Genomic DNA, 13,880 nt, shown 5'->3' with positions numbered 1-13,880 from the left:
TCAGCCCCTGTCCCCGCGGCCGGGCAGCGCGCTCGCTGCCGCGGCGTCGACGAGCCAGAGGGTGCGCTCCTCGCCGTGCACGTGTGCGGCCGGTGTCGTCTCGAAGGGCGCACCCCCGACCCCGCGGCGCACGGCGTCGGCCTTGTCGGCACCGGCGACGAGGAACCACACCTCGCGTGAGCGTTCGAGGCACTCGACCGTGAGCGACACCCGCGTCGGCGGCGGCTTGGGGGAGTCGTGGACGGCGATCGCGATGGCGTCGGTGGTGCCGGAGGCCGGGTGGCCGGGGAAGAGCGAGGCGATGTGGCCGTCGGGTCCCACGCCCAGCACCATGACGTCGAACGCCCCGGCGCCGGCCGAGCGCACCGTGGCCGAGTAGGCCGCGGCGCTCTCCTCGGGCGAGCCGCTGGTGTCCGGGCCGGGCACGCGGTGGACGTTCGCCGGGTCGAGGCCGAGGGTGCTCAGCCCCGCCTCGTCGTTCTGGGTGTCGTTGCGGTCGGGGTCACCGGCGGGCAGGTAGCGCTCGTCGCCCCACCACACGTGCACCCCCGACCAGTCGACGGCGTCCCGGCCCGGGGCCTGCGTCACGGAGCGGACGATCGCCGACCCCATCGAGCCGCCGGTCATGCTCACGTGGGCCACACCCCGCGCGGCCTGCGCGTCGAGGACGGCGACGACGAGCCGGGCCGCGGCGGCATCGGCGAGGGACTGCTTCGTGGGGTGGACCACGACCTGGGCGTCGGTCACGACCCCTCCTTCCGGTCCGCGCGCACCCGCGCGAGCTTCTTCGTGGCGGCCTTCTTCACCTGGGCGGTGTCGTCGGCCTTCGGGGGCAGGGGCATCGCCGAGACCATCGCGCTGCTCGCGCTGGCGCGGGCCGCCCGGCGGATCCGGGTCGCCGTTCGCTCGGCCTCCGCGACCGAGGGCGCCTTGCCGGCCTTGACCGCCTCGCTCGCCGTCTGGCGCGAGAGGCCCACCTTGGGCAGCCCTCGGGTCAGCGCGTCGGCATAGACCTCGTCGGCGTCGAGGCGGCGCAGCTCGTCGGCGAGGCACTCGGCGTCGCCACGGTGGGGCAGGGCGATGGTGCGGTCGGGCTGGCCCGGCTGCGAGAGCGTCGCGGTGTTGCCGTCCTGGGGACGCACCAGGTCGACGGTGCCGCTCGCGCGCTCGAGCCGCACCGAGATGATGCCGCTGCGGTTGCGGGCCCGTGCGAGCGAGACGGGGCACTTCAGGCGCACGGCCAGCCATCCGGCGAGCAGCTCACCCGAGGGCGAGTCGCCGCCGGCGACGACGGTCGCCGCGCTCACCTGCTCGTACGGCGGCTGGTCGAGGGCGGCCGCGAGGAGCCCCCGCCACAGGGTGATGCGTGACCACGCGAGGTCGCTGTCGCCGGACTCGTAGGCCTCGCCGAAGCGCTTGAGCACGGTGCGGGGGGCGCCGGCGCTGCGGGCCGCGTCGGTGACGCGGCGCTGGGCCATCACCCCGATGGGGTCGCGGGCCGGGTTGCGGGGCGCCGTGGTCGGCCACCACGCGACGATGGGGGAGTCGGCGAGGAGGAGGGGGGTCACGACGGCCCTCCCGTGGTCGGCGAGCGGCCCGTAGAGCCGCAGGACGACGACCTCGGACGCGCCGGCGTCCCCGCCCACCCGGATCTGCCCGTCGAGCCGGGCCGCGCCGCGCCGGTTGCCCGTGACGACGACGATGATCCGGCAGGGGTGCTGCCGACTGGCGTCGTTGGCCGTCTCGATGGCCTCCTCCGCGTCGTCCTCGCCGACGACCACGACGAGGGTGAGGACGCGCGAGAGCGCCATCGAGCCGGTGTCGGCCCGGAGCCGGACGAGCTTCTTGGAGATCTCGGCGGTCGAGGTGCTCGGCAGGTCGACGATCACGGCAACCTCCACTCGCGCCCGTCGCGGCGCATCATCTCGTCGGCCGAGGAGGGACCCCACCCGCCACTCGTGTACTGCTCCGGCTTGCCGCCCTTGGACGCCCAGAACCGCTCGACGGGGTCGAGGATCTGCCAGGACAGCTCGACCTCCTCGTGGCGGGGGAAGAGCGGCGGCTCGCCGAGGAGCACGTCGAGCATGAGCCGCTCGTACGCCTCGGGGGAGGACTCGGTGAAGGCCCGGCCGTAGCCGAAGTCCATCGTGACGTCGCGGACCTCCATCTGCGCCCCGGGCACCTTGGCACCGAACCGCAGCGTGACACCCTCGTCCGGCTGGACCCTGATGACGACGGCGTTCTGGCCGAGCTCCTCGGTGGCCGTGTGCGTGAACGGCAGGTGCGGCGCCTGCTTGAAGACGACCGCGATCTCGGTGACCCGCTTCCCGAGCCGCTTCCCGGTGCGCAGGTAGAAGGGGACCCCCGCCCAGCGGCGGGTGTCGATGTCGAGGCGCAGCGCCGCGTAGGTCTCGGTCGAGCTGCCCCTGGCGACGCCGTCCTCGTCGAGGTAGCCGACGACCTCCTCACCGCCCTGCCAGCCGCCGGCGTACTGCCCGCGTGCGGTGCCGCGCGCGAGGTCGTCGGGCAGCCGGACGGCCGAGAGCACCTTCTCCTTCTCGAAGCGCAGCCCCTGGGCGTCGAAGGAGACCGGCTCCTCCATCGCGGTGAGCGCGAGCAGCTGGAGGAGGTGGTTCTGGATGACGTCGCGCGCCGCCCCGATGCCGTCGTAGTAGCCGGCGCGGCCACCGATGCCGATGTCCTCGGCCATGGTGATCTGCACGTGGTCGACGTAGTTGGCGTTCCACACCGGCTCGAACATCTGGTTCGCGAACCGCAGCGCGAGGAGGTTCTGCACCGTCTCCTTGCCGAGGTAGTGGTCGATGCGGAACACGGCGTCCTGCGGGAAGACCTTCTCGACGATCTCGTTGAGCTCGCGTGCCGAGGCGAGGTCGTGCCCGAACGGCTTCTCGATGACGACCCGCCGCCACGACCCGGCCTGCGGCGTGGAGAGCCCGGACCGCTCGAGCTGCTGGCAGACCGTGGCGAAGGACGACGGCGGGATCGAGAGGTAGAAGGCGTGGTTGCCACCCGTGCCGCGCTGCTCGTCGAGCTGCTGCACCGTGGCGGCGAGCAGGTCGAAGGCCGCCTCGTCGTCGAAGGTGCCCGGGACGAACCGGATGCCTTCGGCGAGGGTGCGCCACACCTCCTCGCGGAACGGCGTGCGCGCCCGCTCGCGGACCGACTCGTGGACGATCTTCCCGAAGTCCTGGTCCTCCCAGTCGCGACGGGCGAACCCGACGAGCGAGAAGCCGGGGGGCAGCAGGCCGCGGTTGGCGAGGTCGTAGATCGCCGGCATCAGCTTCTTGCGCGCCAGGTCACCGGTGACGCCGAACATCACCATCGAGCACGGCCCGGCGATCCGGGGCAGCCGCTTGTCGCGCGGGTCGCGCAGCGGGTTCTGGCCCGCGCCGACGCGTGCCGGGCTCACCCGGTCGCCCGGCCGAGCGCGGCGCGCACCTGCACCAGCCCGGCGTCGTGGTCGGTCAGGTGGAGGCGCAGCACCGGGCGGTCGTGGTCGGCGAGGACGTTCGCGTCGCCGGCGGCCTGGGCGGCGATGAACTGCCCGAAGGTGAACTCCCGCCCCGGGACCTCGAGGTCGGCCGCCGGTGTCGTCGTCACCTGGACGTACACGCCCGTGGCCGGGCCGCCCTTGTGGTACTGGCCGGTGGAGTGCAGGAACCGCGGTCCCCAGCCGAAGGTCGCCGGGCGACCGGTCCGGTCGAACAGGTCGCGGGCGACGTGCTCGAGGTCGGCGTCGGACTCGCGGTCGAGGTAGGCCATGACGGCGACGTACCCGTGCGAGCGGTCGAGCCGCGCGAGGAGGGCGTCGACGGCGGCGTCGACCGTCGTGGCGTCGCCGAGCCAGTCGCCGCCGAGGGCCCGCACCTCGACCGCACCGTCCGTGAACGCCGGTGCGTCACCGGCGCCGATGCCGGCGTCGAGCAGCTCGCGGGCCGCGGCCTTGGCGCTCTCGACGTCGGGCTGGTCGAACGGGTTGATGCCGAGCAGGCGCCCGGCCACGGCGGTCGCGGCCTCCCAGAGGAGGAACTGCGCGCCCAGCGGGCCGGCCACCGTGACGAGGGAGGCGGCCGTGGCGCGCCCGGCGTCGTCGTCCCCCTCGTCGTCGGTCGCGACGAGCCGCACGACGGTGCCGTCGTCGTAGAGGTCGGCCGGCTCCTCGCCGATGGCGACGACGGGGAGGATGCCGGTGCCGTCCTTGCCGGTCGACTCGGCGATGAGCTGCTCGGCCCAGGCGCCGAACCCGACGTTCTCCGTGCCGGCGTCGACGAGGACGAGCTTGTCGCGCAACGGTGACGTGCCGCCCATCGCCGCGCCGAGGCGCAGCGCTGGGTTCGCGTCGTCGTCCGCCCCGAGGAGGTCCGCGACCGCGTCTGCGTCGTCGAGCAGGGCCTCGACGTCGACGCCCGCGAGCCCGCTGGGGACCAGGCCGAAGGCGGTGAGCGCCGAGTACCGGCCACCGACGTCGGGGTCGGCGTTGACGACCCGGAACCCGCCCGCGCGGGCGTCGCGGTCGAGGGGGCTGCCCGGGTCGGTGACGACGACGAGGCGGGCCGTGGCGTCGATGCCGGCCTCGGTGAACGCCGCCACGAAGGCCCGGCGCTGGCTGTCGGTCTCCACCGTGGAGCCCGACTTGCTCGACACGACGACGACGGTGCGGTCGAGGTCGGTCAGGGCACCGCGGACGACATCGGGGTCGGAGGAGTCGAGGACGACGATCGGCACCCCGGCCGTCGCGCAGATGACCTCCGGCGCCAGCGACGATCCGCCCATCCCGCAGAGGACGACCCGGTCGTAGCCGATGGCGTCGAGCTCGCCCTTGAGGGCCTCGATCTCACCGACGAGGTGACGCGAGGATCGGGCGAGCCCGGTCCACGACAGGCGCTTCGCCGACTCTTCCTCCGCGGCCTCTCCCCAGAGGGTGTGGTCCTGCGCGAAGAGCCGGCTCGCGACGCGGTCGGCGACGAGGGTCGGTACGTGGGCCGCGACGGCGTCCGCCGCGGCCCCGGTCGCGGCAACGTCGAGAGTGCTCATGCCGAGGCCTTCTCGAGCTCGCGGGACACACCCGCGAGGAGCTCCTCCCACGACTTCTCGAACTTGTCGACGCCTTCCCTCTCGAGGAGGGCGGTGACCTCGGCGTAGGAGATGCCGAGCCGCTCGAGGCTGTCGAGGACCTCGGTGGCCTCCGCGTAGTAGGGCGTGATGGTGTCGCCCGTGATCTCTCCGTGGTCGGCCGTGGCGTCGAGGGTCTTCTCCGGCATCGTGTTGACGGTGTCCGGGGCGACGAGCTCGGTGACGTACAGCGTGTCCGGGTACGCGGGGTCCTTGACGCCGGTCGACGCCCACAGCGGCCGCTGCGGGTGTGCCCCGGCGTCGGCGAGCGAGGCCCAGCGCGGAGTCGAGAAGACCTCCTCGAAGGCCTGGTAGGCGAGCCGGGCGTTGGCGACGCCGGCCTTGCCGCGCAGCGCCTTCGCCTCGTCGGTGCCGAGGGCGTCGAGCCGCTTGTCGATCTCGGTGTCGACCCGCGACACGAAGAACGACGCGACCGAGCGGATGAGCGAGAGGTCCTTGCCGTTCTCGCGCGCCTGCTCCAGGCCCGTGAGGAAGGCGTTCATCACCGCGCGGTACCGGTCGAGGCTGAAGATCAGCGTGACGTTGACCGAGATCCCCTCGGCGAGGACCTGGCTGATGGCCGGGAGGCCCTCGACGGTCGCGGGGATCTTGATGAGGACGTTGGGCCGGTCGACCTCTGCCGCAAGGGCCTTCGCCTCCGCGACGGTCTTGGCCGTGTCGTGCGCGAGGCGCGGGTCGACCTCGATCGACACCCGGCCGTCCCGGCCGCCCGTGGCCTCGTGGACCGGGAGGAAGACGTCGCAGGCGTCGCGGACGTCGCGCGTCGTCAGCGTGAACACGGTCTCCTCGAGGGTCGTCCCGGCGTCGGCGAGCTCCCGCAGCTGCTCGTCGTAGGCGTCGCCCTCGGCGAGCGCGGCCTGGAAGATCGACGGGTTGGTCGTGACGCCGACGACCCCCTTGTCGTCGATGAGGTGCTGGAGGTTCCCCGAGCGCAGCCGCTCGCGCGACAGGTCGTCGAGCCACACGGAGACGCCGTTGGCGGCGAGGTCCTTCAGGGCGGTGCTGGTCATCGGTTGCTCACTTCCTCGCCGAGGCCGCACTCTTGCGGCTCGGCGCCTTGGTCGTCCCGACGTCGGTACCCGTGTCCTTGCGGGCGCGGGGTGCGGTGTCGTTCACCGCGGGAACCCGGCCCGCCTTCCTGGCGGCAGCCAGCGAGTCCTTCGCCGCCTTGACGACGGCCTCGGGCGTGAACCCGAACTCGCGGAACAGGGTTGCCGCGTCGGCGGATGCGCCGAAGTGCTCGATGCTGACGCACCGACCGGAGTCACCGACGAGGTCGTGCCACCCCATCGCCACTCCCGCCTCCACGCTGACGCGCGCGCGGACGGAGGGCGGCAGGACCTTGTCCTGGTAGGAGCGCGGCTGGTCCTCGAACCATTCCCGGCACGGCATCGACACCACGCGGGTCCCGATACCCGACTTCTCGAGCCGCACGCGCGCCTCGAGCGCGAGGGACACCTCGGACCCGGTGGCGATGACGATGACGTCGGGGTCGCCGCCCTTGGAGGTGTCGACGAGGACGTAGGCGCCCTTGGCGACACCGGTGGCCTTGGCGTGCTCCGTGCGGTCGACCGTGGGGAGCGGCTGGCGCGAGAGCGCGAGCCCCGCCGGACGGCCACGGCGCAGGACCTCCGCCCACGCCTGCGCGGTCTCGTTGGCGTCTGACGGTCGCACGACGGACAGCCCGGGCATGGCGCGCAGCGCGGCGAGGTGCTCGATCGGCTGGTGCGTCGGGCCGTCCTCACCGAGGCCGATGGAGTCGTGGGTCCACACGAAGGTGACCGGCACCTGCTGGATCGCCGCCAGCCGAACGGCGGGACGCATGTAGTCGGAGAAGACGAGGAAGGTGCCGCCGTAGGGGCGGGTGAGCCCCTCGAGCGCGATCCCGTTGAGGATCATGCCCATCCCGTTCTCGCGGATGCCGAAGTGCAGGGTGCGGCCGTAGGGGCCGCCCTTCCACTCGTGGGTCTGCTTGCCCCGGGGGACGAACGACGGCTCGCCCGCCATCGTCGTGTTGTTCGACTCGGCGAGGTCGGCCGACCCGCCCCAGAGCTCGGGCAGGACCGGCGCGAGGGCGTCGAGGACCTTGCCCGAGGCGGCGCGGGTGGCGATGCCCTTGGCGTCGGCCTCGAACGTCGGCAGCGCCTTCTCGAACCCGTCGGGGAGCTTGCCGGACACGAGGCGGTCGAGGAGGGAGGCGGCCTCGCCGTTCCTCTTCCGCCAGGCTGCGTAGCCCTTGTCCCAGGCCTTGTGGGCGGCCTTGCCGCGCTTGACGACCTGTCGGGCGTGCGCGAGGACGGCGCGGTCGACCTCGAAGGTCTTCCTCGGGTCGAAGCCGAGCAGCTCCTTGGTGGCCGCGATCTCGGCCTCGCCGAGGGCCGACCCGTGCGACTTCCCGGTGCCGCGGGCGTTCGGGGCGGGCCAGGCGATGACGGTGTGCAGCCGGACCAGCGTGGGCCGCTTGGACCTCTTGCTCCTCTCGAGCGCGGTGAGGAGCGCGTCGACGTCCTCGACGTAGTCGGGCGTGCCTGCGGGGGAGTCGGACCGGCGCCAGTCGACGTCGACGACCTCCCAGCCGTACGCGGCGTACCGGGCCGCGACGTCCTCGCTGAACGCGATGTCGGTGTCGTCCTCGATCGAGATCTGGTTCGCGTCGTAGACGACGGTGAGGTTGCCGAGCTCCTGGTGGCCGGCGAGCGAGGAGGCCTCGGAGGCCACGCCCTCCTGGAGGTCACCGTCGGACGCGAGCACCCAGACGTGGTGGTCGAACGGCGACTCGCCAGCCTTCGCGTCGGGGTCGAGGAGGCCGCGCTGGCGACGCTGCGCCATCGCCATCCCGACGGCCGACGCGAGGCCGGAGCCGAGCGGGCCGGTGGTGATCTCGACGCCCTTGGTGTGGTGGACCTCCGGGTGGCCCGGGGTCAGTGAGCCCCACGTGCGCAGGGCCTTGAGGTCGGCGAGCTCGAGTCCGTAGCCGGACAGGTACAGCTGGATGTACTGGGTCAGCGAGGAGTGGCCGCAGGAGAGGACGAAGCGGTCGCGGCCGAGCCACGCCGGGTCGGACGGGTCGTGGGTCATGACGTTCTGGTAGAGCAGGTACGCCACCGGCGCGAGGCTCATCGCGGTGCCCGGGTGGCCGTTGCCCGTCCTCTGGACGGCGTCGGCGGCGAGGACGCGGACGGTGTCGACGGCCCTGACGTCGAGGTCGGTCCAGCCGGCCTTCCGCGCCTTCGGGCGGGCCAGGTCGGGACTGCGTCCCGGGGCCGGCTTCGTGGTGCGGGCGGTGGTGGTCTTCGGGCTCACTGGTGCGTCTCCTCCAGGGTCGTGCACGCCACGGGAACGGTCCGCCGCCAACCCTAGTCTGCCGCGCGACCCGGCGGTTGGGGCCGCCCAGCGGCCGGAGGCTAGAATCGCCGGGCACCCTCCCGGCCGACCCGAAGGACGACGTGGCCACCACCTCGATGACGACCGACACGACCTCGGTCACCGGTCGTCGGCGACGCAGCCGGGTGGCCGCGTACGTGGCCCTCACGAAGCCGCGGATCATCGAGCTGCTGCTCGTCACGACCGTGCCGGTGATGTTCCTCGCCGAGCGCGGAGTCCCTTCTCTCTGGCTCGTTCTCGCGACCCTCGTCGGTGGCACGCTGAGCGCCGGAGCCGCCAACACCTTCAACTCCGTCTACGACCGCGACATCGACCGGCTCATGCACCGGACGAGCGGGCGGCCGATGGTCACCGGCGAGATCAGCCCGCGTGACGGCCTCCTCTTCGGCGCCGCCCTCACGGTCGTCTCGACGGTGTGGTTCGCCCTCGTCGTCAACGTCCTGTCGGCCGTGCTGTCGCTGGCGGCCATCGCGCTCTACGCCGTGGGCTACACGGTGCTCCTCAAGCGCCGCACGTCGCAGAACATCGTCTGGGGCGGGGTGGCCGGCTGCATGCCGACCCTCATCGGGTGGTCGGCCGTCACGGGCACCGTCGGCTGGGCCGCGGTCGTGCTCTTCCTCGTCATCTTCTTCTGGACGCCGCCGCACTACTGGCCCTTGTCGATGGCGTTCCGCGACGACTACTCCGCGGCCGGCGTGCCGATGCTGCCCGTGCAGCAGGGTCCGGTGGCCGTCGGCCGGCAGATCGTCCTCTACTCATGGGTCATGGTGGCGACGTCGCTCGTCCTCGTGCCGGTCGCCGCGATGGGGTGGGTCTACACGGTGACGGCAGCGCTCGCGGGCGTCGTCTTCGTCGCCGAGGCGCACCGCCTGCTGCGCGCTGCCGGTCGCGGCGTCACCGGCCCGGCCCTGAAGCCGATGCGCCTCTTCCACTACTCGATCACCTACGTCACGGTGGTCTTCCTCGCGGTCGCCGTCGACCCGTTGCTGCACCTGCCCCTGCGCTGACGGCCCGGCCGCGGATGCCGAGGTGCTCCCTGTGACCGGCTCCACCCCGCGACCTACCGCCTGGTCAGCGTCGCGATCACGACACCGACCAGGCGGTAGGTCGCGAGTCAGGCGAGTCGGAGGCCCGGGAGGCTGAGGTACCTCAGGCGAGCGCCCGGGGGTGGAGATACGGCAGGCGCCCGATGTGCGGGGCCACCTCAGGGAGCGACGGTGGATGCAGTCGTCGGGAGCAGCCCGGGGGCCACCGAGAAGGAGAGAACCGTGAGCATCCACGCGGACCCGCTGTTCATCAAGGCCGAGGTCGAGCGACGCCTCGAGCTCGCCGGCGTCACCCGCGACGGTCGCGACCCCGCGACCCTGCCGGCGCCGGTCACCGTCCACCCGCTGGCCGGCTTCGTCGCCCGTCTCGTCGGCGGACGCACCGGTGGGTCGCCGACGCGCCGCGCCCCCCGCGCCCTCGCGACGCGCCGCCCCCGCCACCCGTGACCGCCGTCGCGTCGGTGGCGGGTGCCATGATCGGGGCCGTGCCGCCCCGTCCCGTCATCGAGCTCGTCGGTCGCGACGAGGAGGTCGAGCGCGTCAGAGCAGCGCTCGGCACCGACGGCGAGGGCGGCGCGGTCCTGCTCGGCGGCGATGCCGGGATCGGCAAGACCGCCCTCGTCGGCCGGCTGGTCTCCCTCGCCGGGGACCGCCGCGTCCTCGTCGGCCACTGCGTCGGCGAGGTCGGCACGAGCCTGCCGTACCTGCCCTTCGTCGAGGTGTTCGCCGGGCTCGACGCGCGCGAGCGCGACGTCGTGGACGACCTCGTCGAGGTCCACCCGGGCCTGGTGCCCCTCGTGCCCCGGCTGGCCGCCGGCGCCCGGGGCGACGCCGTCCGGGCCGACCTCGTCGAGGCCGTGCACGGCGCCCTCAGCGACCTCGGGCGCCGCGGCCCCGTCCTCCTCGTCGTCGAGGACGTCCACTGGGCCGACGAGTCCACCCGCGAGCTGCTCACCCTGTTGTTCACCCGCGGCGGGCCCGAGGGCGTCGGGCTGCTCGCCACCTACCGCTCCGACGACGTCCACCGCCGCCACCCCTTGTCGGCCGCCCTCGCCGTGTGGTCGCGGCTGCCCGGCCTGACCCGCGTCGACCTCGGCCCGCTGCCGGACGCCGCCGTGCGTCGCATCGTCGGCCGCGGGGGAGAGGCCCTCGCCCCACGCGTGGTCGACGACCTCGTCCGCCGGGCCGAGGGCAACGCCTTCTTCGCCGAGGAGCTCGCCGCCGCCACCCGGTCCGGCACCGGCGACGCCGAGGACCTCCAGCGACTCCTCCTCACCCGCGTCGACCAGCTCGACGACGCCGCCCAGGGCGTGGTCCGGGTCGGTGCGGTCATCGGCCGGCGGGTGCCGCACGTCCTCCTCGAACGGGTCGCGGGGGTCGACCCCGGGGTCCTGCGGGCGTCGCTGCGCGCGGCCGTCGAGCACCACGTCCTCGAACCGTGGGGCGACCGCGGGTACGAGTTCCGGCACGCCCTCCTCGCCGAGGCCGTCCTCGACGACCTCCTGCCGCACGAGCGCCTCCAGCTGCACCGGGCCTGCGCCGAGGCCCTGGTGGAGGATCCGTCCCTCGGGACCGAGGCCGACCTCGCCCGCCACGCCCTCGCCTCCGGCGACCGCGAGCTCGCCCTCACGGCCGCCGTCCGCGCCGGCGACAGCGCACGTCGCATGGGCGGCCCCGCCGAGGCCCTGGCCCACTACGAGTCGGCGCTCGCCCTCCTCCCGCCGGACGGCGCCGAGGGGCACGACCTCACCCTGCGCGCCGCCTCCGCCGCCAACGCCGCCGGACGCCCGATGCGGGCCGGGGCGCTGCTGCGGGCCCGGCTCGGCACCGACCTCCCGACCCCGCTGGAGCGCGCCGCCCTCCTCGCCGCGCTCGCCTTCGCCGCCCGGATGACCGAGGAGCGCGTCGACCGCCTCGCCGTCACCGCCGAGGCCCTCGACCTCCTCGATGACGACGCGCCGGTCGGGCTCCGCGTCTCGGTCCTGACCCGCCGGGCCGAGGCCCTCATGGACGCCGGCGCCACCGCGGAGGCCGTCGAGGTCGCCGACGAGGCGATGGCCCTCGCGGTCGAGCACGACCTGTGGGTCGACCGCACCGACCTGTCCTCCATCCTCGCCCGGCTCAGCGAGGTCGCCGGCGACCCGGGGGAGTCGATCCGCCGGCTCGAGGGCGCCGTCGCCGAGTGGCGCGACGTCCCCGACCTCGCCCTCCTGCGCGCCATGCACGTGCTCGCCGGGGTCCACTACCGCCAGGGCGAGTACGACAAGGCGCTCGCCGGGTTCGAGCGCACGTGGGCCGAGGCGCGCCGGGTCGGCCTCGGCTCATCGGTGTGGGGGAGCGACGCCCGGGCGTTCGCCGTCACCACGGCCTACGAGATGGGCGACTGGGACCTCGCCCTCCGCCTCGCCGACGAGGCCGCCGGGGCCGGGCTGCCGTCGTCCGCGCTGGCCGGCATCGACGCGGCCGCCGCCTACGTGCGCGCGGCTCGGGGAGTCGTCTCCGCCGACGAGCTGCTGGGCGCCTCCCGGCCGTGGTGGGGCGAGGACGGCCGCATCGCCGTGCAGGCCGGGTCGGCCGCGTTCGAGGTGCTCGGCCGCGACGGCGACCTCGACGCGATGCTCGCCCTCCACGACGAGCTCGTCGCGTTCCTTCGCGAGCTGTGGGGGTTCGAGCGCGTCGCCGCCGAGGTGCGTCTCGCCGCCGTCGCCCTCGGGCACCTCGCGACCGCGCTGCGCAGCGCCCCCGCGGCCCGCCGGGCAGCCCTCCTCGAGCGCGCCGCGAGCCTGCGGGACGCCGCGGCCGCGGTCTGGGGACCCGGCTCCGCCCTCCCCGCGCCCACCCTCGAGGGGCGGGCCTGGGAGCAGCGGGCGCGCGCCGAGTGGCTGCGGGTGCGCTGGGCCTGCGGGGAGGACGTCGCGCTCGACGACCTCGTCGACGCCTGGCGCCGGACGGTGTCGATGTTCGAGGAGCGCGCGGAGCCCTACGAGCTGGCCCGCTCGCTGCTCCGCCTCGCCGAGGTCCTCGCCGCGCCGGGCGACCCCGAGGCCGCCGCCGTCGCGGACCGCGCGCGCTCCCTGGCCCGCGGCCTCGGCGCCCGCCCGCTCCTCGACGCCCTCGACCGCGTCGCCACCCGTCCGGCCGCCACGGGGCTGACCGCCCGTGAGTCCGAGGTCCTGGCGCTCCTCGCCGAGGGGCGCTCCAACGGCGAGATCGGCCGCGCCCTCTTCATCAGCACGAAGACGGCGAGCGTCCACGTGTCCAACATCCTCGCCAAGCTCGGGGCGTCCTCACGCGGCGAGGCCGTCGCGCTCGCCCGCGCCGAGGGGCTCCTCGGCGGCTGAACGCGCTCAGGCGCGGCGTTCGCGCAGCGAGAGCAGGCCGTGGGTGAGTGCCACGACGAGGAGCGTCGCGCCGAGCATGTGCGCGACGACGAGCGCCTCCGGCAGCCCGGTGAAGTACTGGACGTACCCGATGCCGCCCTGCGCGACGGTGACGACGAGCACCGCGAGCCAGCCCCGGCCCGGGCGGGCGTCGTCACCGGCGGTGAGCCGGGCGGCGAGCCAGGTCGCGACGACGAGCCCGAGGAAGAGCATGACGACGTCGGCGTGCAGCCACGAGACGGTGCGGGCGTCGAACCCGAAGCGGGCCGGGTCGTCGGCGTCGCCGGAGTGCGGCCCGGACCCGGTGACGATGGTCCCGAGGAGGAGGACGACCGCCCCGGCGGCCGTCGTGGCCCACGCGAGGCGCACGACGAGCGGGGGCACGAGCACGCGGCGTGGCGCGTCCTCCTCGTCGCGGGCGAACCAGAGGTAGGCGGAGGCGGCGACGAGGACCATCGACACGAGGAAGTGGGCGGCCACCGTGGCGGGATGGAGTCCCGCGAGCACCGTGATCCCCCCGAGGACGGCCTGGAGGACGACCCCGCCGAGCACGGCGACCGCCGCCAGCTTCATCGGCCGCCGGGCCGCCCACAGCAGGACGGCGACGACTGTGGCGAGGGCGAGGATGCCGAGGACGCCGGTCAGGGTGCGGTTGCCGAACTCGATGTACTTGTGGATCCCCTCCTCCTGCTCGACCGTCGGGGTGATCGAGCCCTCGACGCACTCGGGCCAGGTGGGGCACCCCAGGCCGCTGCCGGTGACCCGCACGAGCCCGCCGGTGACGACGATGCCGACCTCGGCGACGAGGTTGGCCAGGAGGATGGGGGCGAGCCAGTGCGAGGAGGCCCCGGCGCGGCCTGCGATCCGGGCGGGCGTGGTGCGCGTGCTCGTCACGGCGACCAGACTACGGCGCGTC

10 protein-coding genes are annotated in these 13,880 nt (G+C 74.2%); 3 read left to right on the top strand and 7 right to left on the bottom strand.

The window, feature by feature from the left end:
- Genes pgl through tkt form a run of 6 tightly spaced genes read right to left on the bottom strand, consistent with a single transcriptional unit; the run spans position 1 to position 8,457 of the window.
- Positions 1–747 (bottom strand): 6-phosphogluconolactonase, encoded by a 747-nt coding sequence (pgl, locus tag ACK8HX_RS13090; RefSeq protein WP_411941149.1) that lies wholly within the window; start codon positions 745–747, stop codon positions 1–3.
- Positions 744–1,889 (bottom strand): glucose-6-phosphate dehydrogenase assembly protein OpcA, encoded by a 1,146-nt coding sequence (opcA, locus tag ACK8HX_RS13085; protein ID WP_411941148.1) that lies wholly within the window; start codon positions 1,887–1,889, stop codon positions 744–746. Before opcA ends, pgl begins: the two co-directional genes overlap by 4 nt.
- Positions 1,886–3,430, bottom strand: coding sequence for a glucose-6-phosphate dehydrogenase (gene zwf, locus ACK8HX_RS13080; RefSeq protein WP_411941147.1), 1,545 nt, complete (start codon positions 3,428–3,430; stop codon positions 1,886–1,888). Before zwf ends, opcA begins: the two co-directional genes overlap by 4 nt.
- Entirely contained in the window at positions 3,427–5,055 is a 1,629-nt protein-coding gene (locus tag ACK8HX_RS13075; RefSeq protein WP_411941146.1) for a glucose-6-phosphate isomerase, read from the bottom strand. The genes zwf and ACK8HX_RS13075 overlap by 4 nt, the downstream gene beginning before the upstream one ends.
- Positions 5,052–6,164, bottom strand: a complete 1,113-nt coding sequence (tal, locus tag ACK8HX_RS13070; protein ID WP_411941145.1) for a transaldolase — start codon at positions 6,162–6,164, stop codon at positions 5,052–5,054. The genes ACK8HX_RS13075 and tal overlap by 4 nt, the downstream gene beginning before the upstream one ends.
- A 7-nt stretch (positions 6,165–6,171) precedes the next feature.
- On the bottom strand, positions 6,172–8,457 hold the full coding sequence (gene tkt, locus ACK8HX_RS13065) for a transketolase (protein WP_411941144.1): 2,286 nt from the start codon (positions 8,455–8,457) through the stop codon (positions 6,172–6,174).
- A gap of 158 nt (positions 8,458–8,615) precedes the next feature.
- Here tkt and ACK8HX_RS13060 point away from each other — a divergent pair, with 158 nt between their 5' ends.
- From ACK8HX_RS13060 to ACK8HX_RS13050, 3 genes are all read left to right on the top strand, one after another.
- Positions 8,616–9,545 carry a heme o synthase gene (locus ACK8HX_RS13060; protein WP_411941256.1) on the top strand — a complete coding sequence of 310 codons (930 nt, stop codon included), beginning with the start codon at positions 8,616–8,618 and terminating at the stop codon, positions 9,543–9,545.
- Between the two features lie 261 nt (positions 9,546–9,806).
- Positions 9,807–10,031 carry a hypothetical protein gene (locus ACK8HX_RS13055; RefSeq protein ID WP_411941143.1) on the top strand — a complete coding sequence of 75 codons (225 nt, stop codon included), beginning with the start codon at positions 9,807–9,809 and terminating at the stop codon, positions 10,029–10,031.
- 38 nt (positions 10,032–10,069) lie between these two features.
- The gene (locus tag ACK8HX_RS13050; RefSeq protein WP_411941142.1) at positions 10,070–12,925 is read left to right on the top strand and encodes a helix-turn-helix transcriptional regulator; all 2,856 of its coding nucleotides are present in this window, start codon (positions 10,070–10,072) and stop codon (positions 12,923–12,925) included.
- 6 nt (positions 12,926–12,931) lie between these two features.
- Here ACK8HX_RS13050 and ACK8HX_RS13045 read toward each other — a convergent pair whose 3' ends face one another.
- Entirely contained in the window at positions 12,932–13,858 is a 927-nt protein-coding gene (locus ACK8HX_RS13045) for a COX15/CtaA family protein (protein ID WP_411941141.1), read from the bottom strand.
- Positions 13,859–13,880: the final 22 nt, after the last annotated feature.

The organism is Oryzobacter faecalis (assembly GCF_046764005.1).
Lineage (GTDB): Bacteria > Actinomycetota > Actinomycetes > Actinomycetales > Dermatophilaceae > Oryzobacter > Oryzobacter faecalis.
Note: the sequence above shows the minus strand (reverse complement) of the source record. Positions and strands in the feature narration are given on the sequence as shown.